The 24,033-nt window shown below is 73.1% G+C and carries 23 protein-coding genes; 8 read left to right on the plus strand and 15 right to left on the minus strand.

Annotation, left to right across the window (positions count from 1 at the left end; genetic code table 11):
• Nucleotides 1–4: 4 nt before the first annotated feature.
• Complete coding sequence (locus IE134_RS03105; RefSeq protein WP_030709478.1) at nt 5–430, minus strand: ribosomal maturation YjgA family protein; 426 nt, start codon at nt 428–430, stop codon at nt 5–7.
• 74 nt (nt 431–504) lie between these two features.
• Here IE134_RS03105 and IE134_RS03110 point away from each other — a divergent pair, with 74 nt between their 5' ends.
• Nucleotides 505–1,497, plus strand: a complete 993-nt coding sequence (locus IE134_RS03110; RefSeq protein WP_030709479.1) for a GlxA family transcriptional regulator — start codon at nt 505–507, stop codon at nt 1,495–1,497.
• Between the two features lie 19 nt (nt 1,498–1,516).
• Here the strand turns inward: IE134_RS03110 and IE134_RS03115 are convergent, their stop codons facing one another.
• On the minus strand, nt 1,517–2,170 hold the full coding sequence (locus tag IE134_RS03115) for a TetR/AcrR family transcriptional regulator (RefSeq protein WP_030709480.1): 654 nt from the start codon (nt 2,168–2,170) through the stop codon (nt 1,517–1,519).
• Nucleotides 2,171–2,309: 139 nt separating this feature from the next.
• On the opposite strand from IE134_RS03115, the gene IE134_RS03120 reads away from it, so the two are divergent.
• A complete protein-coding gene (locus IE134_RS03120) occupies nt 2,310–2,939 on the plus strand; it encodes an SRPBCC family protein (RefSeq protein ID WP_189429516.1) in 630 nt (209 codons plus the stop codon).
• Between the two features lie 10 nt (nt 2,940–2,949).
• Here IE134_RS03120 and IE134_RS03125 read toward each other — a convergent pair whose 3' ends face one another.
• From IE134_RS03125 to IE134_RS03135, 3 genes are all read right to left on the minus strand, one after another.
• On the minus strand, nt 2,950–3,999 hold the full coding sequence (locus IE134_RS03125) for a Zn-dependent alcohol dehydrogenase (RefSeq protein WP_098016376.1): 1,050 nt from the start codon (nt 3,997–3,999) through the stop codon (nt 2,950–2,952).
• Entirely contained in the window at nt 3,996–5,120 is a 1,125-nt protein-coding gene (locus IE134_RS03130; protein WP_098016375.1) for an acyl-CoA dehydrogenase family protein, read from the minus strand. Before IE134_RS03130 ends, IE134_RS03125 begins: the two co-directional genes overlap by 4 nt.
• Nucleotides 5,121–5,287: 167 nt before the next feature.
• Entirely contained in the window at nt 5,288–6,205 is a 918-nt protein-coding gene (locus IE134_RS03135) for an SDR family oxidoreductase (RefSeq protein ID WP_030709488.1), read from the minus strand.
• A gap of 84 nt (nt 6,206–6,289) precedes the next feature.
• On the opposite strand from IE134_RS03135, the gene IE134_RS03140 reads away from it, so the two are divergent.
• A complete protein-coding gene (locus tag IE134_RS03140) occupies nt 6,290–7,216 on the plus strand; it encodes a cyclase family protein (RefSeq protein WP_189429518.1) in 927 nt (308 codons plus the stop codon).
• Nucleotides 7,217–7,234: 18 nt separating this feature from the next.
• On the opposite strand, the gene IE134_RS03145 is transcribed toward IE134_RS03140, so the two are convergent.
• From IE134_RS03145 to IE134_RS03160, 4 genes are all read right to left on the minus strand, one after another.
• Nucleotides 7,235–7,735, minus strand: a complete 501-nt coding sequence (locus tag IE134_RS03145; protein ID WP_030709492.1) for an ATP-binding protein — start codon at nt 7,733–7,735, stop codon at nt 7,235–7,237.
• A 407-nt stretch (nt 7,736–8,142) separates the two neighbouring features.
• The gene (locus IE134_RS03150; protein ID WP_098894618.1) at nt 8,143–9,273 is read right to left on the minus strand and encodes an acyl-CoA dehydrogenase family protein; all 1,131 of its coding nucleotides are present in this window, start codon (nt 9,271–9,273) and stop codon (nt 8,143–8,145) included.
• 7 nt (nt 9,274–9,280) lie between these two features.
• Nucleotides 9,281–10,435 (minus strand): acyl-CoA dehydrogenase, encoded by a 1,155-nt coding sequence (locus IE134_RS03155; protein ID WP_030709496.1) that lies wholly within the window; start codon nt 10,433–10,435, stop codon nt 9,281–9,283.
• A gap of 10 nt (nt 10,436–10,445) precedes the next feature.
• The gene (locus IE134_RS03160) at nt 10,446–11,645 is read right to left on the minus strand and encodes an amidohydrolase family protein (protein WP_030709498.1); all 1,200 of its coding nucleotides are present in this window, start codon (nt 11,643–11,645) and stop codon (nt 10,446–10,448) included.
• 182 nt (nt 11,646–11,827) lie between these two features.
• On the opposite strand from IE134_RS03160, the gene IE134_RS03165 reads away from it, so the two are divergent.
• Nucleotides 11,828–13,399 carry a class I adenylate-forming enzyme family protein gene (locus IE134_RS03165; protein ID WP_030709500.1) on the plus strand — a complete coding sequence of 524 codons (1,572 nt, stop codon included), beginning with the start codon at nt 11,828–11,830 and terminating at the stop codon, nt 13,397–13,399.
• 64 nt (nt 13,400–13,463) lie between these two features.
• On the opposite strand, the gene IE134_RS03170 is transcribed toward IE134_RS03165, so the two are convergent.
• The gene (locus tag IE134_RS03170) at nt 13,464–13,985 is read right to left on the minus strand and encodes an EF-hand domain-containing protein (RefSeq protein ID WP_030709502.1); all 522 of its coding nucleotides are present in this window, start codon (nt 13,983–13,985) and stop codon (nt 13,464–13,466) included.
• A gap of 85 nt (nt 13,986–14,070) precedes the next feature.
• A complete protein-coding gene (locus IE134_RS03175; RefSeq protein ID WP_030709505.1) occupies nt 14,071–14,445 on the minus strand; it encodes an STAS domain-containing protein in 375 nt (124 codons plus the stop codon).
• Between the two features lie 329 nt (nt 14,446–14,774).
• Between IE134_RS03175 and IE134_RS03180 the strand changes: the two genes are divergently transcribed.
• Both IE134_RS03180 and IE134_RS03185 read left to right on the plus strand, forming a co-directional pair.
• Nucleotides 14,775–15,368 carry an RNA polymerase sigma factor gene (locus IE134_RS03180; protein ID WP_030709507.1) on the plus strand — a complete coding sequence of 198 codons (594 nt, stop codon included), beginning with the start codon at nt 14,775–14,777 and terminating at the stop codon, nt 15,366–15,368.
• Nucleotides 15,365–16,945: a zf-HC2 domain-containing protein gene (locus IE134_RS03185; RefSeq protein WP_098016372.1), complete on the plus strand. Its 1,581-nt coding sequence runs from the start codon at nt 15,365–15,367 to the stop codon at nt 16,943–16,945. The genes IE134_RS03180 and IE134_RS03185 overlap by 4 nt, the downstream gene beginning before the upstream one ends.
• Nucleotides 16,946–16,997: 52 nt before the next feature.
• Here the strand turns inward: IE134_RS03185 and purU are convergent, their stop codons facing one another.
• Together purU and IE134_RS03195 are read right to left on the minus strand one after the other, a co-directional pair.
• Nucleotides 16,998–17,894: a formyltetrahydrofolate deformylase gene (gene purU / locus IE134_RS03190; RefSeq protein ID WP_030709511.1), complete on the minus strand. Its 897-nt coding sequence runs from the start codon at nt 17,892–17,894 to the stop codon at nt 16,998–17,000.
• 28 nt (nt 17,895–17,922) lie between these two features.
• Nucleotides 17,923–18,369 (minus strand): SCO4402 family protein, encoded by a 447-nt coding sequence (locus tag IE134_RS03195; protein WP_010061054.1) that lies wholly within the window; start codon nt 18,367–18,369, stop codon nt 17,923–17,925.
• 174 nt (nt 18,370–18,543) lie between these two features.
• On the opposite strand from IE134_RS03195, the gene IE134_RS03200 reads away from it, so the two are divergent.
• The gene (locus IE134_RS03200; protein ID WP_189429520.1) at nt 18,544–19,815 is read left to right on the plus strand and encodes an ABC transporter substrate-binding protein; all 1,272 of its coding nucleotides are present in this window, start codon (nt 18,544–18,546) and stop codon (nt 19,813–19,815) included.
• A gap of 16 nt (nt 19,816–19,831) precedes the next feature.
• Here the strand turns inward: IE134_RS03200 and IE134_RS03205 are convergent, their stop codons facing one another.
• Together IE134_RS03205 and IE134_RS03210 are read right to left on the minus strand one after the other, a co-directional pair.
• A complete protein-coding gene (locus IE134_RS03205) occupies nt 19,832–21,436 on the minus strand; it encodes a hypothetical protein (RefSeq protein ID WP_189429522.1) in 1,605 nt (534 codons plus the stop codon).
• Between the two features lie 200 nt (nt 21,437–21,636).
• Nucleotides 21,637–23,019: an NsdA family TPR-like regulatory protein gene (locus tag IE134_RS03210; protein ID WP_189429524.1), complete on the minus strand. Its 1,383-nt coding sequence runs from the start codon at nt 23,017–23,019 to the stop codon at nt 21,637–21,639.
• A gap of 290 nt (nt 23,020–23,309) precedes the next feature.
• On the opposite strand from IE134_RS03210, the gene IE134_RS03215 reads away from it, so the two are divergent.
• Nucleotides 23,310–23,996, plus strand: a complete 687-nt coding sequence (locus tag IE134_RS03215; RefSeq protein ID WP_030709517.1) for a bifunctional DNA primase/polymerase — start codon at nt 23,310–23,312, stop codon at nt 23,994–23,996.
• Nucleotides 23,997–24,033: the final 37 nt, after the last annotated feature.

Raw genomic sequence — 24,033 nt, forward strand, 5'->3', positions numbered from 1 at the left:
CTGCCTAGGCGCGCCGCCGGGCCCCCGCGTGGACGGTCCAGGCCGCCGCCGCGCCCACCGCGTACCAGAACAGGTCCGGCGCGTTGAAGGTCGAGCCGAGGACCAGCCGGGCCGCCGTGCTGTGCGCCGACAGTTCCGCCGGTACGCCGGTGAGCTGCGCGAACTCCACCGCCCAGCTCAGGCCCAGCGCCGTGGCGGCCACCACGAGGGGTCGCGCGCGGGGCGCGCAGAGGGCGACGAGCGCGCAGAGCAGCACCGTGTAGAGCGCGCTCCCGGCGTACTTGGCGAAGGCCCCGTCCGCCCCGGCGCGCACGGCGAGTCCCGCGGCGGCGGTGGCGACGGCCGCCACCGCCGCGACAGCGCGAGCCTTGAATCCGCGGGTGTCACTGTCCGCGCCGGGAATGGACGCGGGCTCTGTCGACTTCTCCATCACATCGCTAACCTGTATCAGCTCGTGGTCTATACCAGCCACCCGCCCCCGCGGTGATCTTCGAGGAGGCCGTCATGCCGCACCGCGTCGTCGTCCTGGCTCTCGACGGAGCGCTCCCCTTCGAACTGGGCATCCCCCAGCGGATCTTCGGCCGCTCCCTAGGCACCGGGTCGGGCGGCCCGGGCAGGAAGCTGTACGACGTCGTGACCTGCTCGATCCGGCCGCCGGGACCGGTACGGACCGACGCGGACTTCGCCGTCCTCGTGGAGCACGGCCCGGAGGCGCTCGCCACCGCCGACACCGTGGTCGTCCCCGCCTCCTACGAGCTGGGCCCGGTCTTCGAGGAGGGCAGGCTCACCGAGGAGCTGGCCGCCGCGCTCGCCCTGGTCCGGCCCGGCACCCGGATGGTCTCCATCTGCACCGGCAGCTACGTCCTGGCGGCGGCCGGATACCTCGACGGCCGCCCCGCCACCACGCACTGGTCGTCCGCCGACCACTTCCAGCGGATCTTCCCGCAGGTCCGCGTCGACCCGGACGTCCTGTTCATCGACGACGGCGACGTCCTCACCTCCGCCGGGGTCGCCGCCGGGATCGACCTCTGCCTGCACCTGGTGCGGCGCGACCACGGGGCGGCCGTCGCGAACGAGATCGCCCGCCGCACGGTCGTCCCCCCGCACCGGGACGGCGGGCAGGCCCAGTACATCCACCGCCCGATCCCCGAACCGCAGTTCGCGACCACGACGGCCGCCCGGGCCTGGGCGCTGGCCCGTCTCGACCGGCCGATCCTGCTGCGGGACATGGCGGAGCAGGAGGCGATGAGCGTACGGACGTTCACGCGCCGCTTCCGCGAAGAGGTCGGGATCAGCCCCGGCCAGTGGCTCACCCAGCAGCGGGTGGAGCGGGCCCGCCATCTGCTGGAGTCCACCGACCTGTCCATCGACCAGGTGGCCCGGGACGCGGGCTTCGGCACGGCGACCTCGCTGCGCCAGCACCTCCAGGCGGCCCTGGGCGTTCCGCCGACGGTCTACCGCCGTACGTTCCGGTCCTCGGCGGACGCCTCGCACTGAGCCGTCCGGCCCGGCCGGCTCAGCCTTCGCGACCCACCAGCCCGTCCAGCTCGGCCCGGAACAGCAGGGCCGGGTCGAAGCCCATGCCGGTGAAGTGGCCGGCCAGCTCCAGGGACAGCACCCCGTGCAGCCGGGTCCAGAACGCGAGGGCCCGCCGCAGCACCCCGGGCGGGGCCGGGTGGTCCCCGGCCCAGTCGCGGTGGTCCGCCAAGTGGGCGGCGAACGGCGAGGCGGGCACGTCCGGTTCGAAGGCCGTCCAGGCGGTCAGCAGGTCGGCCATGATCTCCTGCGAGATGCCGGTGATCTCGTCGGGCGCGTGGTAGCCGGGGACGGGGGTGCCGTAGATGAGGAAGTACCGGTGCGGGTCCGCCAGGGCCCAGTCGCGCAGGACGTGCGCGAGGGCGGCCGGGTCGGCGCCGGTGACGGCCGCCGCGTGGACGGCGTCGGCGAGGCTGCGGTACGCGTCCCGGATGAGCTCGGTGATCAGCTCGTCCCGGCCGGCGAAGTAGCGGTAGAGCGCGGGGCCGCTGACGCCCATCCGCTTGGCGATCGCGTTGAGGGAGAGCGCGGAGGCCCCGGCCGTGGCGATCTGCTCCCAGGCGTGCTGCTTGATCTCCGCGCGGACCTGGGCGCGATAGCGCTCCCGGGGGGTCGCGGCGTCGGACTTCGCCATGGGGTGCCGCCTTCCGTCACCACGTCAGCTACTCACTCAAATTTCCGTTAGAAGATATCACGGAACCCCTTGACCCCTCGATGCGCGAGGAGTTACAACTTCTAACGAACGCATGAGCTACTAGCCGATGGAGGCCCCGATGTCCCGGACCCGCACCACCGCCGCCGCCCTGCTCACCCTCCCGCTCGCCGCCGCCGCGCTCCTCGCCACCGCCGCCGCACCCGCCGGGGCCGCCACCGCGCGCCCGGCCCCGCCCCTCACCTGCCAGGGCAAGGGCGTCGACGCCAAGGCCCTGGTCCGCGCCCGCACCGAGACCGTGATCGACGCGCCGCTGAGCACCGTCTGGAAGCTCCAGACCGACGTGGAGCGCTGGCCGAGCTGGCAGACCCACGTGACGAGCATGGACCGCCTCGACCACGGCCCCTTCCGCCCCGGTGCGGCGTTCCGCTGGACCACCCCGGTCCCGCCCAACCCGGCGACCCCCGCCACCAGCCTGGACATCACGTCCACCGTCCGGCAGGTCGAGCGCGGCTCCTGCATCCGGTGGACCGGGCCCGCCGTCGGCGAGGGGCTGCACATCGACGGCGTCCACGTGTGGAGCTTCCAGAAGGTCCGGGGCGGCGTCCTCGTCCGTACCGAGGAGACCCACACCGGCGAGCAGGTCGAGGCGAACGTCCCCTACGCCACCGAGATCCTGAAGCAGGGCCTCGAAGCGTGGCTCGGCGAGCTGAAGGCCGCCGCCGAGGCCCGCTCCTGCCCGCGCGGCTGACCGGGAGGGGTCAGAAGACCAGCACCCCCCGGGCCACCCGCCCGTGGTGCGCGTCGTCGGCGGCCTTGGCGAAGTCCTCCACCGGGTACGTCTCCGTCACCAGTTCGTCCAGCAGCAGCCGGCCCTCCCGGTAGAGGTCCGCGTACAGGGCGATGTCCCGCTGCGGCCGCGAGGACCCGTAGCGGCAGCCCAGGATGGACTTGTCCAGATACATCGACGAGACCAGGAACGACGCCTCGGCACTCGCCGCCGGGACGCCGAGCAGGATCGCCTGGCCGTGGCGGTCCAGGAGGTCGATCGCCTGGCGGATCAGCTCGGTGCGGCCGACGCACTCGAAGGCGTGGTCGGCCCCGTCGGGCAGGATGCCGCGCACGCCGTCGCCCGAGGTCAGGAAGTGCGTGGCGCCGAACTGCCGGGCCACCGCCTCCTTCGCCGGGTTGCTGTCGACGGCGACGACGGTGCGCGCACCGGCCAGCCGGGCCCCCTGGAGCACATTGAGGCCGATGCCGCCGGTGCCGATGACCACGACGCTGTCGCCGAGGCCGACCTTCGCCCGGTTCAGCACGGCCCCGACGCCGGTCAGCACCCCGCAGCCGATCAGGGCGGCGGAGGTGAGGGGCAGGTCGGCCGGGATCTTGACGGCCTGGACGGCGCGTACCACCGTACGTTCCGCGAAGGCGGAGTTGGAGGCGAACTGGAACACCGGCTCCCCGCCCCGCGAGAACGGCCGCCCGGGCCGCCCGATCGCCTTGCGGCACATGGTGGGCCTGCCCCGGTCGCACTGGGCGCAGGCACCGCAGTTGGCGAGGGTGGACAGGGCGACATGGTCACCGGGCCGTACGTGGACGACGCCGGGCCCGACCGCTTCCACCACACCCGCGCCCTCGTGGCCGAGCACGACGGGGGCCGGGAAGGGGATCGTGCCGTCGATCACCGAAAGGTCGCTGTGGCAGAGCCCGGCGGCGGCGATCGCCACCAGCACCTCGCCGGGGCCCGGGTCGCGTATCTCCAGGTCGTCGACGACCTCGGTCCGTGTGCCGTCGAAGACGACGCCTCTCATCTCGGCTCCCTCGGTAGGCCGAGCACCCGCTCGGCGATGATGTTCCGCTGGATCTCGTCGGAGCCGCCGTAGATGGTGTCGGCCCGGCTGAAGAGGAACAGGTGCTGTGCGTCGTCGAGTTCGTACGGGCGGTCCGCCGTCCACGGCGCGGGGCCGACCGCCCCCGCCTCCCCCGCGACCTCCACCGCCAGCTCCCCCAGCCGCTGGTGCCAGCCGCCCCACAGCAGCTTCGCCACGCTGGGCGCGCCCGGGTCGCCGGTGGTGCCGAGGGTGCGCAGGGCGTGGCGGCGCATGGTGTCCAGCTCGGCCCACTGACGGACGAGCCGGGCCCTGATGACCGGGTCCTCGGCGGCCCCGCTCGCCACGGCGGCGGCGACGACCCGGCCCAGCTCCTCGGCGAACCCGATCTGCTGGGCGAGGGTGGACACCCCGCGCTCCCGGGCGAGCAGGCCCATGGCGACCTGCCAGCCGTTGCCCTCCCCGCCGACGGTCTCGGTGGCGCGGGCCCCGTCGAAGAACACCTCGTTGAACTCGCTGGTCCCGGTCAGCTGCCGGATCGGCCGCACCTCGATCCGCCCCGGCTGGTCCATGTCCAGCAGCAGGAACGACAGTCCGTGGTGGCGGGTGGAGCCGGGGTCGGTGCGGGCGAGGACGAAGCAGTGGTCGGCATCCAGGGCGAGCGAGGTCCAGATCTTCTGGCCGGTGACGGTGTAGCCGCCGGTGGTGGTGTCCGGGGTGGCCGTGGTCCGTATCCCGGCGAGGTCGGACCCCGCGCCCGGTTCGCTGTACCCCTGGCACCAGAGGCTCTCGCCGCGGGCGACGGGGGGCAGGTGGCGGCGCTTCTGCTCCTCGGTGCCGTACGTGATGAGGGTCGGGGCGAGGAGGTTCTCCCCGATGTGGCCCATTCGGGCGGGGGCGGTGGAGCGGGCGTACTCCTCGGCCCAGACGACCTGCTCGGGGAGGGTGGCGCGGCGGTTGCCGTACGTCTCGCCGTCGTCGGGCCAGCCGATGCCGATCCATCCCGCCTTGCCCAACTCGCGTTCCCACGCGCGGGGGTCGGGGGCGGGGGTGTCGGCAAGGTGGTCCGCCAGCCAGGCGCGCACCTCGGTACGGAAGTCCATGGTTCCTCCTGTCCCTGGGGGCTCCGCCCCCAGACCCCCGCTGCTCAATCGCCGCAGGGGCTGGAATTGCCCCGGTCGTCCCGCGCAGGCACGCCGCAGGGGCTGGAAAACCAAGCCCCTCCGGCGATTGAGGAGCGGGGGTTCGGGGGCGGAGCCCCCGAGGGCGGTCACTGGTTCGGGCGGTCGCCCGACCTCGCCGCCGCCGCCATCTCCGCCACCCGCGCCAGCATCGGCATCGGATCCACCCCCACCGTCCCCGGCAGGAACTCCGCGATCCGTTCGGGGGTCCAGGGCGCCCCCTCCGCGTACCCCGCCCGCAACTCCCTCGGCTGGGCCCAGACCGCGATCTTCGGGCCCGCGATCGTGTACACCTGCCCGGTGATCCCCTCCGCCCGCGCCCGCTCGCTCAGCAGGTAGACGACCAGCGCCGCCACATCCTCCGGCTCCCCGATCTCCTTCAGCTCCATCGGGACCCCGGCCGACATCCGGGTCCGCGCGACGGGCGCGACCGCGTTCGCCGTGACCCCGTACCGGTGCAGGCCCAGCGCCGCGCTGCGGACCAGCGAGATGATCCCGCCCTTCGCCGCGCTGTAGTTGGCCTGCGAGACGCTGCCCTGGTGGTTGCCGCTGGTGAAGCCGATCAGCGTGCCCCCGCCCTCCTGCTTCCGCATCACCGCCGACGCGGCCCGGAAGACCGTGAACGTGCCTTTCAAGTGCGTCGCGAGGACCGGGTCCCACTCCTCCTCCGACATGTTGAACAGCATCCGCTCGCGCAGGATCCCGGCCACGCAGACCACCCCGTCGAGCCGGCCGTACTCCGCCAGCGCCGTGTCCACGATCCGCTGCCCGCCCGCCATCGTGGAGATGTCGTCCCCGACCGCGACCGCCGTGCCGCCCGCCGCCTCGATCTCCTTGACGACGGCCCTGGCGACCTCGCTGGTCGGTTCGGAGCCCTCGACGGAGACGCCGTAGTCGTTGACGACGACCCGCGCCCCCTCCGCCGCCGCGGCGAGCGCGACCGCCCGGCCGATGCCCCGGCCGGCCCCCGTCACGGCGACCACCCTGCCTGCCAAGAAGTTCCCCATGCCCGGCCCCTTCCCGCGGTTTCTGACGGACCGTTAGATTTTACGGGCAGTCGGATACCCCGGCACAAGACCCAGGAGGTCCCCATGTCCCTGCCGGCCGAGTTCCACGAGATCGCGAAGCGCGTGAACAACTGGGGCCGCTGGGGAGAGGTCGACGAACTCGGGACGCTCAACCTGATCACCGACGGCGTCGTGCGGGAGGCCGTCGCGACCGTCCGCACCGGCCGCCGGATACCGCTCGCGCTGCCGCTCCGGCAGGACGGCGTACAGAGCGGGCTCATCCCGGGCCGGATCAATCCGCTGCACACCATGGTCCAGATCAACCAGGAGATCTTCGGCCCCGCCACGGTCGCCACCAGCGACGACACCGTCACGATGGGCCTCCAGGCAGCCACTCACTGGGACGCCCTGCCCCATGTCTCGCACAGCGGGAAGATCTACAACGGCCGTCCGGCGGACACCATCACGGCGCACGCCGGAGCCCGGTTCTCGTCGATCGCCGCCGTGGAGCACCTCGTCTCGCGCGGCGTGCTGCTGGATGTGGCCCGCGCCCGGGGTGTGGACCGGCTGCCGGGCGATCACGCCGTGACACCGGAGGACCTGGCGGCGGCGGAGGAGTTCGGGGGCGTACGCGTGCGGGCCGGGGACATCGTGCTCGTACGGACCGGGCAGATACGCCTCGCGCTGGCCGGGGACCGGGACGCGTACGGCTATCCGTCACCGGGGCTCTCCGTGCGCACGCCCGAGTGGTTCCACGCCCGGGACGTCGCGGCCGTCGCCAACGACACCCTGACCTTCGAGATCTTCCCGCCGGAGATCGCGGACCTGTGGCTTCCCGTTCACGCCCTGCACCTGGTCGAGATGGGGCTGCTCCAGGGCCAGAACTGGAACCTGGAGGCGCTGTCCACAGCCTGTGCGGAGGAGGGCCGTTACGCCTTCCTGCTCACCGCCGCGCCGGAGCCGTTCACCGGGGCCACCGGGTCGCCGGTCGCCCCGGTGGCGGTCCTGTAGAAAGAACGACGAGCGGTCTCAGGCGAGGTTGTCGGTGAAGACGCACGAGGGCGGTTCGCACGCCTCGCCGCCCTGGATCACGACCGAGGGCACGTCCGCGGCCCGCACCGGACCGCTCCGGTCGACCTCGCACCAGATCTGCTTCCCCGCGCCCTCCGGCAGCCAGCCCCAGCGGTCGGCGAGCCCGTCCACCAACTCCAGGCCCCGGCCGCCCGTGTCCTCGCCCGCCGCGTGCCGCTGGAGCGGCGGGCAGTCGCTGGCGTCCGCGACCTCGACCCGGACGGTCCCGGCCGCGCCGGAGGCCCCTCCTCCGCCGAAGAGCATCCGCAGCACGGCGGGACACCCCGTGTGGACGACGGCGTTGGTGACCAGCTCCGAGATCAGCAGGATGAGCGTCTCGGCGAGCGGCTCGTCATCCCCTATCCCGGATCCGACCAGGCGCGACCGCGCCCACCTACGGGCCCGCCCCACCTCTGCGGGATCCGGACCGACCTCCAGCTGAACCTGAAGCACCTGCACCGCTCACACCATCCGAACCGGCGGACACATCGCCTCGCGCCTCCTCAGGGTCACGGAACGTGATTCCCTTACGCGACAGCATGGTTGACGTACAGTCACCGCAACAAGCGCTTCGGGCATATTCCAGCGCGAAGGAGTACGCGTGGTGCATACTGTGCGACGCACGCTGCGGGGAGTCGAACAGGAGCGCGCAGAGACTGCGAGAAACGCTCTTCGGGCAGGCCCGGCACATCTCCGGCGAGAGCCCTCGCTCCGGACCGGAGCCGCCGCACAGGCCGCCCCCGGATCGCCCGGTTCCAGAACCACTCGCATCCCACGGAGCGTACCCGAGCCGGGCCCCGACTCCACCCGGTGACGAATCACGCAAAGGACACAACCCGGTATCGGCACCCGGCGGATGCGCTGCGTCACCCTCCGCCCCCTGCTTCCGGGACCGGCCGTCCGTACGCCGCCGAGCTGCGCGGAAGCCGCCCCGCCGTCCCCAGCCCGGCGGCGAGCAGCTCCTCCGCACCGGCCCCGGTGAGCCAGGAGGCGGCCCGGAGCCAGGCCCGTTTCAGGTGGAGGTGAACATCTGCCTCCCAGGTGAAGCCCATCCCGCCGTGGATCTGGAGGCAGTCGCGGGCGTTGCCTACGGCCGCCTCGTCGGCGAGGAGTTTCGCCGCCGCGATCTCCACCGGGTCGCCGGTCACGGCGGCCGCGTACACGGCGGCGCGGGCCGGTTCGGTGCGGGCGAGCATGTCGGCGCAGAGATGTTTGACCGCCTGGAACGATCCGATGGGCGATCCGAACTGCTCGCGGTCCCCGGCGTGTTGAACGGCCGCCTCGGTGGTCCGTGCGGCACTGCCGAGCTGTTCGGCGGCGGTGAGCAGCGCGGCCTCGAAGCGGAACCGCCCGGCGTGCGCCGGGGCGCGCTCCGTCGCTGCCGGGGCACGTTCCGCGTCCGCCCGCGTGCGCTCCGAGGCCGTCCGGAAGCCCTCCGACGCCGACACGCGCCCTGCCCCCGCCAGTGCCGCACCCGCCGGCGCGCGGTGCAGCGGGGTGAGCGGGTCCATCGACCGTACGGGCCCGGCGGCGGCCACGAAGGCGCGCAGCGCCTCGCCGGAGAGCACCTCAGCACCCTCCGTCTCCCCGGGAAGCCCCGACGCCTGCCCGTCCGCCACCAGCACCGCGTCCGCCTCCGCCAGGTGTGCCACCGGCTGGTCCGCGGCCACGGCCGTCACCACCGCCTCGCCCTCCGCGGCCCCCTTCACCAGGCCCGCCGCCAGGTGCGTGGCGACCAGCGGGCCCGGCAGCAGCGCCCGGCCCGCCTCCTCGAAGAGCAGCACCGCCTCGGGCAGCCCGAGGCCCACCCCGCCCGCCTCCTCCGGCAGCCGCAGCGCGAAGAACCCGGCCGCGCCCAGCTCCCGCCACAGCGACCGGTCCAGGGCCCCGTCCCGCTCCACCGCGGCCCGCAGCCGGTCCCGGTCGAACACCGCGCCGAGCAGGTCGCGCATTCCGGACCGCAGGGCCCGCTGGTCGTCCGAGAGCTGGAAGTCCACGGTGGCCTCAGCGCCCCTTCGGCAGGCCGAGGATGCGCTCGGCGACGATGTTGCGCTGGATCTGCGAGGTGCCGGCGGCGATGGTGTACGAGAGGGAGGACAGCCGGTCCAGCACCCATTCCCGGTCGACGTCGAAGGCGTCCGCGCCCAGCACCTCCGCCGCCGCCTCGTACAGCTCCTGGCGGACCCCGGAGTAGCGCAGCTTGAAGACCGAGCCGCCGACGCCGGGGACGCCGCCCGTGCGCTCCGACTCGCTCACGTTCGCCTGTGTGAGCCGCCACAGGGCCCGGAACTCGGCGTTCAGCCGCCCGAGCCGCCGCCTCAGCACCGGATCGTCCCAGCGCCCGGTGCGCCGGGCCTCGTCGGCGAGCGCGTCCAGGGTGCGGCGGCAGGCGACGACCTCGCCGACGAAGGCGGTGCCGCGTTCGAAGGAGAGGGTGACCATGGTGACCCGCCAGCCGTCGTTCTCGGCCCCGACGCGACAAGAGGCCGGGACGCGGACCTCGTCGAGGAAGACCTCGGCGAACTCGGTGGACCCCGCGAGCGTGCGCAGCGGCCGGACCGTGATCCCGGGGGCGTCCATCGGCATCGCGAGCCAGCTGATGCCCCGGTGCTTCGGCGCGTCCGGGTCCGTCCGCACCAGCAGCTCGCACCAGTCGGCGACCTCGGCGTGCGAGGTCCAGATCTTCTGCCCGGTGACCACGTAGTCGTCCCCGTCGCGCACCGCCCGCGTCCGCAGGGCGGCCAGGTCGGAGCCCGCGTCCGGCTCGCTGAACCCCTGGCACCAGATCTCGTCGCCGCGCAGCACCGGGGGCAGCCAGCGGGCCCGCTGTCCGGCCGTGCCCTCGGCGGCGATCGTCGGCCCGGCGTGCAGGAGGCCGACGAAGTTCGCCCCGACGTAGGGGGCGCCCGCCTTCTCCGTCTCCTCCAGGAAGATCAGGTGCTGCGTCGGAGTAGCCCCCTGCCCGCCCGCGTCCACCGGCCAGTGCAGACCCGCGTACCCGGCGTCGTACAGCATCCGCTGCCAGGTGGTGTCGTACGCCCGGCGCGCGGGCCAGTCGTCGGGCGAGGGCTTGGCGGGCAGGCCGGGGAGGACGGCGGCCAGCCACTCCCGCAGCCGGCCCCGGAACTCCTCCTCGGCCTCCGTGTACGCGAGATCCACCGCCGCCCGCCTACTTGTCCAGGTCCAGGCCGAGCATCCGGATCGCGTTTCCGCGCATCAGTTTGTAGACGGTCTCCTCGTCCAGTCCCTTGACGTGGTCGAGGGCGACCTCCTTGGTGTGCGGGAAGGTCGAGTCCACGTGCGGGTAGTCGGTCTCGAAGGTGGCGTTGTCGCGGCCGACGACGTCGAGCGCGGAGATGCCGTGCTTGTCGCGGAAGAAGCAGCAGAACATCTGCCGGTAGTAGTACGTGGAGGGCGGTTCGGGGATCAGGTCGCGCACCCCGCCCCAGGCCCGGTGCTCCTCCCACACGTCGTCGGCGCGCTCCAGGGCGTACGGGATCCACCCCATCTGCCCTTCGCTGTAAGCCAGTTTGAGCGTCGGGAACTTCACCAGCACCCCGCTGAAGAGGAAGTCCATCATCGAGGCCATCGCGTTGTTGAAGGAGAGCGAGGCCTGCACGGCGGGCGGGGCGTCGGGCGACGCGGCGGGCATCTGGGAGCTGGAGCCGATGTGCATGTTGACGACGGTGCCGGTCTCCTGGCAGACGGCGAAGAACGGGTCCCAGTAGCCGGTGTGGATGGAGGGGAGCCCGAGGTAGGTGGGGATCTCGGAGAAGGTGACCGCGCGGACGCCCCTCGCCGCGTTCCGCTTGATCTCGGCGACCGCGAGGTCGATGTCCCAGAGTGGGATGATGCAGAGCGGGATCAGCCGGCCGCCGCTGTCGCCGCACCACTCCTCGACCATCCAGTCGTTGTAGGCGCGCACACAGGCGAGGGCGACCTCCTTGTCGTGCGCCTCGGCGAAGGTCTGGCCGCAGAAGCGCGGGAAGGTCGGGAAGCAGAGGGAGGCCTCGACGTGGTTGAGGTCCATGTCCTTCAGGCGCTCGGCCGGGTCCCAGCAGCCGGGCCGCATCTCGGCCCGGGTGATGCCCTCCAGGGTCATGTCGTCGCGGTCGAAGCCGACGGCGGCGATGTTCCGCTTGTACGGGAACTTCAGGTCCTCGTAGATCCACCAGTCGGTGGGCGGCCCGTCCGGGTCCATCGTGATGACGTACTTCCCGCCCGTGTACGCCAGCTCCCCGATGCCCGCCGTGAGCGGCTGGGGGCCGCGCTCGCGGTACTTGGCGGGGAGCCAGGTGGAAAAGAGGTGCGCGGGCTCGATCACATGGTCGTCGACGCTGACGATCCGAGGCAGTTCCGTGTCCGTCATGGTGTGTGCCGTCCCCTCCGCGCACCCGGGAGCGCCTCGCCGACTCCAGACCCGGGCACTTTCTGATGGTCCGTCAGATGCGATTGCGGAACTCAGGCTAGCCCCGCACCCCTGGACCGACAAGGCGCGGAGCCCTACGCTCTGCGCAATATCTGACTGGTCGTCAGTTCGGAGGGATCCCTGTGACCGCCGTGAACGACGTGACCGCGCTCGCCCGCACCCTGGGCGCCTCCCGCACCTTCTGGGCGCTGATCGAGGCCCGCGCCGCCCTCACCCCCGACCGCCCGGTGCTGCTCCAGGAGGACAGGACCCTGACCTTCGGCGAACTGCGGGACCGCGCGGAGCGGGTCGCGGCCGGGCTGTACGGGATGGGCGTACGGGCGGGGACCGTTGTCGCCTGGCAGCTGCCGACCCGGCTGGAGACGGCCCTGCTCTCCTTCGCGCTGACCCGGCTCGGGGCCGTGCAGAGTCCGGTCATCCCGTTCTACCGGGACCGCGAAGTGCGGTTCGCGCTCAGGGAGTCGGGGGCGGCGTTCTTCGCCGTGCCCGGCGTCTGGCGGGGCTTCGACCACACCGCGATGGCCGAGCGGATCGCCGCCGAACTCCCGGACCCGCCGCACGTCTTCGAGGCGTACGACGCCCTCCCCGACGGCGACCCGGCGCTCCTGCCGCCCCCGCCGGAACCGGCCTCCGGCGAGGAGGTCCGCTGGATCTACTGGACCTCGGGCACCACGTCCGACCCCAAGGGCGTCCTGCACACCGACCGCTCCCTGATCGCGGGCGGCTCCTGCCTCGCGCACGCATTGAGGTTGTCGGCGGAGGACGTGGGCTCGATGGCGTTCCCGTACGCCCATGTCGCCGGCCCCGACTACACGGTGATGCTGCTGCTTTACGGCTTCCCGGCAGTGATGTTCGAGCAGTTCGCGCTGCCGGACGCGCTGGCGGAGTACCGGCGGCACGGGGTGACCGTGGCGGGCGGGTCGACGGCGTTCTACGCGATGTTCCTGGCCGAGCAACGCAAGGCCCCGGACCGCCCGCTCATCCCGTCCCTCCGGCTCCTCGCGGGCGGCGGGGCGCCCAAGCCGCCGGAGGTCTACCACGCGGTGGTGCGGGAGATGGGGGTCCAGCTCACCCACGGGTACGGGATGACCGAGGTCCCGATGATCACCATGGGCGCACCTGACGACACCCCGGAGCATCTCGCTCTGACCGAGGGGCGGCCGCCGGAGGGCATGGAGATCCGGATCACCGACGAGCAGGGCAAGCCGCTCCCGTACGGGGAGGAGGGCGAGGTACGGCTGCGCGGGGAGGCGGTCTGCCGGGGCTATCTCGACACGCAGGCCTCCGCGTCCGCCTTCGACGCCGAAGGCTTCCTGATCACCGGGGACGTGGGCCTCCTCCGGGAGAGCGGACATCTGACACTCACCGGCCGGCTGAAGGACATCATCATCCGCAAGGGCGAGAACATCTCCGCCAAGGAGATCGAGGACCTGCTCCACACCCACCCGGGGGTGGCCGACGCGGCGGTGATCGGCCTGCCCGACCCGGAGCGCGGCGAACGGGTCTGCGCGGTGATCGAACAACCGCCCGGCGCACCGCCGTTGGCACCGGCCGAGCTCGCGGCCCACCTGCGGGAGGCGGGCCTGTCCGTCCACAAGGTGCCGGAGCAGTGGGAAGTGCTGGACGCCCTGCCCCGCAACGAGACCCTGCGCAAGGTGCTCAAGTACCAGCTGCGGGAGCGGTTCGGCGGGTGAGGGCGGGTTGTCGGGGAGGCGTTACGGGGGCGGGTGCGCCGTCCCCCGTAACGCCGGGGAGCGGCTACGCGTCGGGCTCGATCACCGTGAAGTACACGGCGAGCGCCGACACCACATCGCTCTCCGCGACCTTCCCGTCCCGGTCGGTGTCCAGGCTCTGGGCGGCGACGCCCGCGATCTCGGCGCTGGCCCCGAGGACCCGGAGCGCCCGCTCCACGTCCGCGACCGACGCTCTGCCGTCGTTCCCGCCGTCCGCGACCGCGATGACCGCCCGCAGGAACGGCCGGGCGATCTCGGCGAACCGCTCGGGATTGTCCCGGAGCCGCTTCACCGCCCCGCCCACGAACTCCTCCCGGGTGACCCGCTGGTCCCCGTCCACATCGGCGATCCCCGCCATGCCCTGCCAGAAGGCCTCGGCCCCGGTGTAGAGGGCCTGCCCCTTGTCGCAGCGGGCCGTCGTACCGAACTCGGTGAGCAGACGGGCGGCTGCGGCGTTGAAATCGGCGCGATCGATGTAGCCGTTGCCGTCCTGGTCGAAGGCGGCGAAGCGGTGCGCGATCTTTCGCTCGTACTCTGCGCTGTCCATGCGGGGAGCGTACGTCGCCGGGAGGGCTCAGGTGTCACCAAGAAGCTGTTCCTGTGTGACAACCTCGCATCGGGCGGGCGCCGCTTCAGGCGCTCAGCGGCCTGCACTCCTCGTCGGTGGCCGACAGCGCGTCGGGGTAGACGTCGAAGAGCCGGCGCACGCCGAGTGCGCCGAGCACCTTGTTGACGTGCGAGCCGTCCTCCGCGCCCCGGGCCGGGAGGATCAGCCGGAGGCGGCCGCCGCAGGACTTCATCAGGCGGCGGGAGGCGATCAGCACGCCGACGCCGCTGGAGTCGCAGAAGAAGACGTCGGACAGGTCGAGCACCACATCGTGCTGCCCCTCCGCGACCGCCTCGTGGACGGACTGGCGCACGACGGGCGAGGTCACCAGATCGAGTTCACCGCTTATGCGCAGCACGGCCCAGGAGTTCTGCTCCGCCTCGTCCACTTTGAGCGTCACGACTGGACCTCTCGTTCCGGGGCTCCCGGCAATCCGGAAGTTTCCGTTCCTCCTCGCGGCTGCCCAACCGCACCCCCATGAAACACCGAAGTACCCGACAAGGCCCAGGAGGTTTCCGGCGTAAAGGCGCGGTTCGGCCCGTTTCCGCTGTTCAGAGCGGCCGGGGAGGCATCCGGGCCGAAAATCGACTACCGTCGTCGGCCACGCGCCACGGGAAGAGAGTTGCTTCAAAGGCGCGTGCACCGCACACCCGGCGGACTACATTCGGTCCTCACGGGCACAGGGGCATCACGGAGCTGAGCACGACGGAGCCGGGGGCTGGGGGGTTCATGGCGAAGGACACGGCGCCCCGCTGGGACCGCAGGATGCAGCAGAGGCTGGCCCGCGGTGAGGCGGCGGCGCTCGGCGAGCTCTACGACCGGTTCGCGGCCCTCGTCCACAGCCAGGCACACCGGATGCTCGACGACGAGGACGCCGCCGACCTGGTGACCCGCGAGGTCTTCGCCCAGGTCTGGGAGAACCCCGAGGCGTACGACCCGAAGCAGGGCTCAATGCGTTCCTGGGTGGCCCGCCTCACCCACCGCCGGTCCGTCCAGCGGCTGCGCAGCGCGGCGGCCTCCTCGTACGCGGCGGAGCACGGCGAGGACGCGGTGCCCGACCCGGAGGAGCTGGAGCGGCGGGTGCGCAGCGCCACGGCCGCCGCCCGCGCCGACTACATCGTCTCCTCGATGCCCGTACCGCTCCGGGAGGCCCTGGAGCTGGCCTACATCCACCGGCGGGACTACCGGCAGACCGCAGCCGATCTCGGGGTCACCGAGGACGAGGCGCGCCGTCGGCTCCGGCTGGGGCTCCAGCTGCTCTCCACGGCGAACGCCCGCCCGCTCGAAGGGTCCGCGCCACCCGGTTACGGACGGGTCCGGTGACCGGCGGCGGACGCGAGAGCGAGGGCGGCGAGGAGGAGGTGCGCGGCGCCCGGCGGATACCCGGCCCGCGCGGGGCGGCGGACGACCTCGACCTGGCGTCCGTCCCGCTGCCGCCCCTGCCGCCGCCCGGCGGTACGGCCCCGGACGAAGCCGTACCGGAACAGTCGCAGCCCGCGTCCGCGTCCGCGTCGGGCGACGCGCCGGAGACCCCGGAGAGCGATGCCGGGGCGCCCGAGCCGGATCCTGGGCCCGGCCCGGCGGCGGAAGCCTGGCCCGAGGCAGGTTCCGGGCCCGAGGCGGAACCGGCCGACGGCCACCCGCGACCGGCTGCGCCGGAATGGGACCCGACCGGCCCGGCGGCGGAAGCCTGGCCCGAGCCGGATCCCAGGCCCGAGGCGGAACCTGCCGACGGCCACCCGCAACCGGCTGTCCCGGAGCCGCACGCCCCGGACCCCCTCGTGAGCTCCGCACCCGTCGTCCTCCCTCACCAGGTCCTCAAGGCCCTCCTCGGTGCCTGGGCGCTGTCCGCCTGCTCGGCGGAGGAGACCGCCGCCGTGGAGGACCACCTCACCGGGTGCGCCCCGTGCGCGGACGAGGCGCTGCGGCTGCGGGACGCGGTGGGGCTGCTGCACACCGACGGCTCCCTGGACCTCGACCCGACGCTCCGCACCCGGGTGCTGGACGGCTGCTTCGGCCGCCGCCCGGCCCGGATACCGGTGCCGGAGTGGGCCGCCCCGTACGACGCCGAGACCGCCCGGCTCGACGCGCTGCTCCGCGACATCGGGGACTCCGAATGGCACGCCCCCGTACGCCTGCAGTGGTTCGAGGAGGAGCGCCAGGTCAGCCGCCGGACCACGGTCGCCGGCGTGATCGGGCATCTGATGGCCGTCGACGGGCTGCTGTCCGCCGCGCTCGGGCTCGACGACCCGCTCGACGACGGCAAGACGCCGCTGGACCCCACCGAACGCACCGAGACGTACTGGTCGGCGACGCGCCGGCCGCCCACCCGGGCCGTCCGTGAACCCTGGCGGGCCCAGAGCCACGAGCTGATCCGTACGGCCTCCTTCGCCGGGCGGAACGTCGCCGAGACGTCCGTCTCGTACGGCGCCTTCGCCCTGCCGCTCCAGGACGCCGCCCTGGACCGGGCGTTCGAGTGCTGGGTGCACGGCGGGGACATCGCCGACGCCGTCGACTACCCGTACCCGGCACCGTCCGCCGCCCATCTGCACCGGATGATCGACCTGGCGGCCCGGATGCTTCCGGCCGCCCTCGCGGGCCGCCGCAGCGCCGGACTGGCCGGACCGGCGAAGGACCTCGTCGCAGCGGGCGCGCCGGGCCGCTCGCTCCATCTGGAGATCGAGGGGCACGGCGGAGGCGACTGGTACATCGCGCTCGACTCCCCGGCCGCCGTCGGCGCGCCCGAGCGCGCGGTGGCGCAGGTCGCGCTGGACGGGGTCGAGTTCTGCCGGCTCGTCGCGGGCCACATCTCGCCGGTCGAAGCGGCGGCGGGCCAGGAGGGCGACCGCGAGGCCATCCGCGACGTCCTGTTCGCGGCGGCCTCGCTCAGCCGGCTCTGAGCTCAGCCGGACCCGACGCCTCAGCCGGCTCTGAACCAGCCGGGCCGAGCCGCTACGCGAAGATCACCGTACGGCGGCCGTTGAGCAGGATGCGCCGCTCCGCGTGCCACTTCACCGCGCGCGCCAGCGCCTGGCACTCCACGTCGCGGCCGATGGCGACCAGCTGGTCGGGGGTGACGTCGTGGCCGACGCGCTCGACCTCCTGCTCGATGATCGGGCCCTCGTCGAGGTCGGCGGTGACGTAGTGCGCGGTCGCGCCGATCAGCTTCACGCCCCGGGCGTGCGCCTGGTGGTAGGGCTTGGCGCCCTTGAAGCTCGGCAGGAACGAGTGGTGGATGTTGATGATTCGGCCGCTGAGCTGCTTGCACAGATCGTCGGAGAGGACCTGCATGTAGCGGGCGAGGACGACCAGCTCGACGTTCTCCTCGCGAACCAGTTCCAGCAGCGCCGCCTCGGCCTCCGGCTTGTTGTCCTTCGTCACGGGCAGGTGCCGGAAGGGGATGCCGTACGAGGCGACGAGCTCGGCGAAGTCCGTGTGGTTGGAGACGACGGCCGCGATCTCGACCGGCAGCGCGCCCGTACGGGAACGGAACAGCAGGTCGTTGAGGCAGTGGCCGAACTTGCTGACCATCAGCACGATCCGCATCTTCTCCTCCGACCGGTGGATCTGCCACTCCATCCGGAAGGCCTCGCCGATCGCCGCGAAGCTGGCACGCAGTTTGTCCACGGTCACGGTGGCGTCCGCCGAGAAGTGGACGCGCATGAAGAACAGACCCGTGTCGTGGTCCCCGAACTGCTGGCTGTCCTCGATGTTGCAGCCGGTCATGAAGAGATAGCTCGACACGGCGTGCACGATGCCCTGTTTGTCGGGGCAGGAGAGCGTGAGGACGTACTGCTCGGTCGCGGCGGCGTCCGGGATGGCGGCGGAGGCGGGCTGTGGCGCGGTCATCCTCGTAGCGTGCCACACCCGGCCGGTGCTAGGCGGCCCTGGTCATGATGCGGATGACATCCAGCGAGCGGGGCGGTATGTCCGGATCCTCCGCGTCGTTGGTGGCGAGCATCACATGGGCCTCGCGGGCCGCCTGGACGGCCTCGGGCCAGCCGTGGTGCTCCAGATAGGCGGAGACGGGGGCGTCCGCGCCGACCTGGTGCATGATCCGCAGCACCCGCAGGGCGGCGGCGTCCACGGCGGCGGCCTCGGCGGAGTCCCTGAATATGGTGCCGACGTACTTCTCGGCGGACCAGTTGTCGAGCCAGGTGTCCTCGACCAGGCGGTACACGGCGTCGGTGACGTCCCCGTACCCCTCCCGGCCGGCGAGCCAGCACTCGTGGTGGAAGACGGGGTCGGAGAGCATGTGCAGCGCCGAGCGCACGTTGGTGCGCCAGCGCCACCACGGCATGTCAGTGAGCGGCATGCCGCCCATGGTGGAGGAGCGACGGCCGCGACGGGAAGAGTTCTCCGAACCTTGCTGCACGGTGCTCGATCGTACGTTCCTTCACCGCGCCTCCGCACGGGCCCCCGCAATTCACCTGGACGTCACCGAGCGTTGAGCACGGCACACCGCGCCGTTACCCCGGGCCCGGAAAGGTCCCTTTCCATGACCGGACGGCGACGCCCCACCTTTCCCCGCCCCTTCCCGGGCGTCATCAGCGCGGCGGCGGCGGGGGCGGTCCTGCTGTCCGGCTGCGGCGGGCTCCCTGGGGCCACGGGGGGATCCAGGGAGCCCGTCACCGTGATGACCTGGGCCCCCGACCGGTCCGAGGACATCAACGCGGTGAAGATGGCCGGGGTGCCCGCGATGGCGCAGACGTACGCCCGCTGGGTCAACGACACCGGGGGCATCGACGGGCGCGAGCTGCGGGTGATCGTCTGCGACGAGGGCGACACCGCGCTCGGCGCCGAGCGGTGCGCGCGGGAGGCCGTCACCAAGAAGGTGGCCGCCGTCGTCGGTTCGTACAGCAGCCACGGGCAGAGCTTCATGCCCGCGCTGGAGGCGGGCGGCGTCCCGTACATCGGCGGTTACGGCGCCTCCACCGAGGAGTTCAGCAGCTACCTCTCCTACCCGGTCAACGGCGGCCAGTCGGCCCTGCTGGCGGGCCACGGACGGCAGTTGGGCGGCAGCTGCACCCGGGTCTCGCTGGTGCGGCCCGACTCGATCGGCGGCGACGGCATGCCGCCGCTCCTCAACAACGGGCTGATGGCCGCGGACCGGCCCGCCTCCACCGACATCCTGGCCCCGCTGGACGCCACGTCCTACGACGCGCAGGCCACGCAGGCGCTGGAGCGGTCCGACGGCGGCTGTGTGACGGCGGTGCTCGGCGCCCGTACGGAGACGTTCTTCGACTCCTTCCGCCGGCTGGAGCCGGACGGCGAGCAGGTCAGGATCTCCTCCGTGCTGGGCAGCGTCAGCCAGCCGCTCATCAACCGCACGGGCGGCCGGAACAGCCCCTTCGAGGGCGCCTACGTCACCGGCTGGTACCCGGACGCGAAGAACGCCCGCTGGCAGCAGATGCGCGACGTGATCCAGAAGTACGCCTTCGGGGACAACCGCATCGACCCGGACGACACCGCCGTACAGACGACGTGGATCGCGTACACCGCGCTGCGGGCGGCCGTCCGGGCGATCGGCGACGACAACGTCACCCCGGGCCGGGTCGTGGCCGCGCTCAACGGGGGCGTCGAGGTCGACACCGGCGGCCTGACCCCGACGCTCCGCTGGCGCTTCAAGGACCTCGTCGGCACGCAGGGCTACCCGCGCATCGTCAACACCAAGGTGACGTTCCAGGTGGTCCGGGAGGGCCGCCTCACCGCCCAGAAGAAGGGCTTCGTGGACGTCGCGGACGCCCTGACGGACGCCCCGCGCAGCTAGAGGCCCGCTGCCCGCCTCAGAGCTCCGTGGGCGTGTGCTCGGTCAGGCCGTACTTGCCCGCGATCGCGTTCCAGAGGGTGGACGCCTCGCGCTTGGCCTGGGTGGCGACCCCGCTCTGCTGGTTGGCCCTGGCCGTCTCGTTCGTCGACCGGGCCTGGCCGCCCTTGCAGACGGACTTGTTCTTCTTGGCCTGCCGCGCCCAGGCGGCGTAGTGGTCGTCGGCCGCCGCCGACGCCTTCCACGCCCGGTTCAGCGCGGCCGTCAGCTTCGCGTTCTGCGGGAGCTTGTCCACGGTCAGTCCTTCGAGCCGGGTCACCAGGTCGCGGCGCTGCTGGGCCGCGCCCCTGAGGTCGGCGTCCGCCCGGTCCAGGTCCTTGCAGGACTTGATCTTCTCGACCGCGCTGATCACCGCGGCCCGGCTGTTGTTGCTGTCGGCCAGCAGCTTGTCCAGCGCCTCGGCCTGCGGCTTCGCCGGGTCGGCCGCCGCCTTGGTGGTGGGCTCCGCCTCGGACGGTGAACTCTGCGCGGCGACCGGCTGCTTGTCGTCCTTGCCGGAGTCGTCGCCGCCGCTCATCAGCGCGCCCGCGCCGAGTCCGATGACCGCGCAGCCGACGACGACCGCGGCGATCAGCGGGATGTGCGCGGACCGCCGGCGCGGGGCCTCGCCGCTCTGCTGCGGAACCGCCCCGTCGTCCGCCGCGCGGCCCTGGAAGCCCTGGAGGCCCGACTGGTAGCCGCCGGCCTCCTGCGGCGGCAACGCGCCGCCCTGGGAAGGCTGCTGGGGCTGGTAGCCCTGCTGCTGGTACGGGGACGGGGGCTGCTGCCCCGCGTCGAACTGCGGCATCTGCTGGGTGGCGCCGGCCGGTTCCTCGCTGCGGAACAGATTGTCGAACTCCGCGGGCGGCTGCCGGTCCCCCGGCGCGCCCGGCCTGATCCCGTACGGGGCTCCGCCCGGCACCGGGGGTATGTACTGGGTCGCGTCCGCGTCACCGCCGCCCGGCTGCGGCCCCACGGGCCCGGGGCCGCCCGGGACAGGCGCGATGTACTGCGTGGCGTCCGCGTCCCCGCCCGGAGCCCCCTGGCCGCCCTGCCCGGCCTCCGGCGGCAGCGGCTGCGCGTACGGGAGCGGCTGGGACGAGGACGGGGGCTGCTGCGACTGGTTCAGCTGGCCGTGCTGAAGCTGGTCGTGGTGCTGGGGCTGGTGCTGCTGGTACTGCGGCTGGTACGCCCCGGGCTGCTGCGGCTGCTGATACGAGCCGGGCTGCTGGTACGCCCCGGGCTGCTGGTACGACTCCGGGCCCGGCGCCTGCTGCGCGGGCGGCAGGGGCTGGGCCGGCGGATATCCGTAGGACGCCTGCCCCTGGGCCTGCGGGTAGCCGTAGCCGCCCTGCGCCTGCTGGTCCGGCTGCGGCGCCCCGGCGGACTGCGGCCCCCAGGCCTGGCCCCACGGCTCACCGCCCGCGGGAGCGCCCTGCCCGCCCTGCCCGCCCGCGGGTTCCCCCGGGGTCCAGGGGGCGCTGCCGTCGGCGGGCAGCACGACACCCTCGTGCGCGGGTCGTGCGGCGGGGAGCTGATGCTCGCCGCCGTGTCCGCCCTGCCCGCCCTGTCCGCTCTGCGTCACCGGGACTCCTACGTGTGAACCTACGGAACCGTCGGCTCACGCTATCGGGTGGTCGCCCGCCTCCGCCAAGCGCGTGGTGCCCCTCACCACCCCTTCACAGGGTGGGTAACATCCCGCGGCCCGACGACGCTGTTATCGGGCCGGACCGCCGCGCCGGTCTCCCGGGCCGGCCCGGACCGCCCCGGACGACCACCTCTTCCTCACGCCGCCTGGAGCTCCAGCCGCTCGCCGAACTCCCGTACCGCGGGCTCCTCCCCGAAGGGTGTGAGCCGCTGCTGGAGGTCGTCGAGATACTCGGCGCCCCGGCTGGAGCGCACCGTCGACAGCAGCTCCATCGCCCGGGTCCCCGTGTGGCAGGCCCGCTCCACCTCACGCTGCTGCACCTGCGCCGAGGCCAGCAGCACCAGCGCGATGCCCCGGCGCCGGGCCCGGGTCTCCGGCAGCGCGGCCAGCGCCTCCTTGGCCCGCCGGGCCGCCTCGTGCGGCTGCCCCAGATCCCGGTGGCAGTGGGCCAGTTCGTCCGCGAGGTAGCCGGTGTCGAAGTGCCGGATCCAGACCGGGTCGTCGCCGGTGTCCGGATCGGCCTGCTCCAGCGCGGCGACGGCCCGTCCCGCCACCGCGTGGCAGGTCCGGGCGTCCCCGAGGAGCGCGTGCCCCCGGGCCTCCGCCGCCCAGAACATGGCCTGGGCGCGGGGGGTGACCTGGCCCCGGGCCCCTTCCTGCGCGGCGCGGGCGAGTTGGGCGATCTCGCGGGGGTTGCCGAGCTGCGCGGCGAGATGGCTCATCGAGGCGGCCAGCACATAGCCGCCGTACGCCCGGTCGCCCGCCGCCTGCGCGAGCCGCAGCGCCTGGATGTAGTAGCGCTGGGCGAGTCCGGACTGGCCGGTGTCGACCGCCATGTAGCCGCCGAGTTCGGTGAGCCGGGCCACCGCCGCGAACAGCTCGCGCCCCACCTGTTCGCGGTACGCCCCCGAAAGCAGCCCGGAGACCACGCTGTTGAGGTAGTGCACGAGGACCGGCCGGACATGGCCGCTGCCGAACCGGTGGTCGAGGTCGGTGAGCGCGGTGGTCATCGCCCGCACCGCCTCCACGTCGGACATCCCGACCCGGGCCCCCGCCGTCCGCTCGACCTGGGCGTCGGGGCCCGAGATCAGCCAGTCCCGGCTGGGTTCGACGAGCGCGGACGCGGCGACCGACGACCCGGTGAGCAGATCCCGGCGGCCCACGTCGCCGCGCCACAGCTCACAGACCTGCTCGACGGCCCCGGCGACGGTCGGCGCGTACTGGAGGCCGACGCCCGAGGAGAGGTTCTTGCCGTTGGCCATGCCGATCTCGTCGATCGTGACCGTACGGCCCAGCTTGCGGCCCAGCGCCTCGGCGATGATCCCCGGAGCCCGGCCCCGGGGCTGCTGCCCGCGCAGCCAACGGGCCACGGAGGTCTTGTCGTAGCGCAGATCGAGCCCGCGCTCGGCGCCGACCATGTTCACGCGGCGCGCGAGGCCGGCGTTGGAACAGGCGGCCTCCTGGATGAGCGTCTGGAGCCGTTCGTTGGGCTGGCGGGCTACGAGAGGCCTTGCAGCCATATGTCCCCCTGAAACATCGGTTATGTGCAGTGATCGGTGAAAGGGATCACTGCCCGGCACATACACAAGAAATGCGCATATTCCATCGGCATTCGGTACGGACATGGCGCGTCGCACCGTCGCGGAGGGCCGGGTGCGGTCCTGGGCGGCGGTCCTGGAGGTGGTTACCCGCCCTTCGGTGCGACGCCTCACGCGCGCCCCCGCCCGTGCACCGATGCGCCCCGCGTGCAGGATCGATGCGCCGGGCCCCGGTTCAGGGGAGGCCGTAACCCCAGGTGACGGCGGGAGTTGTGCTGGGCGTGGAAAAGCCCATCGGAGTCACGGAAGCCGCACAGGTCCCCCAGCAGCGGAGCGAGCTGCTGCTCGACGCCGCGGTGCGGTATGCGGAAGAGCGTCACTGGGACGTGTTCCCCGGCACCTGGCTGGAGGCGGTGGGCGGCGGGGAGCGGTGCTCCTGCGGCGACGCCGGCTGCGCCCTGCCCGGGGCCCACGCGGACCGGCAGGACTGGGCGGGCCAGGCGACCGGCAGCGGGGCCGCGGCCCGGCGCATGTGGTCCCGGCAGCCCCGCGCTTCGGTGCTGCTGCCGACCGGCCGCGCCTTCGACGCGCTGGAGGTCCCCGAGGCGGCCGGCTTCCTGGCGCTGGCCCGGATGGAGCGGATGGACCTGACGCTGGGCCCGGTCACCTGCACGCCCGACCGCCGGATGCTGTTCTTCGTGCTGCCGGGCGGCGCCGCCAAGGCCGCCGAGCTGGTGCGCGCGCTCGGCTGGAACGCCGAGGCGATCGATCTGACCGGCCGCGGCGAGGGCCACTACATCGCCGCTCCGCCCACCCGGGTCGGCGGCCGGGGCGGTGTGCAGTGGGCCTGCGGGCCCACCAACGCCAACCGCTGGCTGCCCGATGTGGACGAGCTGATCAGCCCGCTGGCGTACGCCTGCGCCCGGGAGGCGGCCGCCGCCCGCGCCCGGACCTCGTAGCGGGCCGGGGGCCTTTCGTAGGGTGTCCCCACCACGT

Source organism: Streptomyces rubiginosohelvolus (assembly GCF_014649875.1).
In the GTDB taxonomy this organism is placed as follows: domain Bacteria; phylum Actinomycetota; class Actinomycetes; order Streptomycetales; family Streptomycetaceae; genus Streptomyces; species Streptomyces rubiginosohelvolus.

Coding starts and splice junctions, on each gene's coding strand:
- IE134_RS03105 (WP_030709478.1), bottom strand. CDS start 430: ATGGAGAAGTCGACAGAGCCCGCGTCCATTCCCGGCGCGGACAGTGAC.
- IE134_RS03110 (WP_030709479.1), top strand. CDS start 505: ATGCCGCACCGCGTCGTCGTCCTGGCTCTCGACGGAGCGCTCCCCTTC.
- IE134_RS03115 (WP_030709480.1), bottom strand. CDS start 2,170: ATGGCGAAGTCCGACGCCGCGACCCCCCGGGAGCGCTATCGCGCCCAG.
- IE134_RS03120 (WP_189429516.1), top strand. CDS start 2,310: ATGTCCCGGACCCGCACCACCGCCGCCGCCCTGCTCACCCTCCCGCTC.
- IE134_RS03125 (WP_098016376.1), bottom strand. CDS start 3,999: ATGAGAGGCGTCGTCTTCGACGGCACACGGACCGAGGTCGTCGACGAC.
- IE134_RS03130 (WP_098016375.1), bottom strand. CDS start 5,120: ATGGACTTCCGTACCGAGGTGCGCGCCTGGCTGGCGGACCACCTTGCC.
- IE134_RS03135 (WP_030709488.1), bottom strand. CDS start 6,205: ATGGGGAACTTCTTGGCAGGCAGGGTGGTCGCCGTGACGGGGGCCGGC.
- IE134_RS03140 (WP_189429518.1), top strand. CDS start 6,290: ATGTCCCTGCCGGCCGAGTTCCACGAGATCGCGAAGCGCGTGAACAAC.
- IE134_RS03160 (WP_030709498.1), bottom strand. CDS start 11,645: ATGACGGACACGGAACTGCCTCGGATCGTCAGCGTCGACGACCATGTG.
- IE134_RS03170 (WP_030709502.1), bottom strand. CDS start 13,985: ATGGACAGCGCAGAGTACGAGCGAAAGATCGCGCACCGCTTCGCCGCC.
- IE134_RS03180 (WP_030709507.1), top strand. CDS start 14,775: ATGGCGAAGGACACGGCGCCCCGCTGGGACCGCAGGATGCAGCAGAGG.
- purU (WP_030709511.1), bottom strand. CDS start 17,894: ATGACCGCGCCACAGCCCGCCTCCGCCGCCATCCCGGACGCCGCCGCG.
- IE134_RS03195 (WP_010061054.1), bottom strand. CDS start 18,369: ATGGGCGGCATGCCGCTCACTGACATGCCGTGGTGGCGCTGGCGCACC.
- IE134_RS03200 (WP_189429520.1), top strand. CDS start 18,544: ATGACCGGACGGCGACGCCCCACCTTTCCCCGCCCCTTCCCGGGCGTC.
- IE134_RS03210 (WP_189429524.1), bottom strand. CDS start 23,019: ATGGCTGCAAGGCCTCTCGTAGCCCGCCAGCCCAACGAACGGCTCCAG.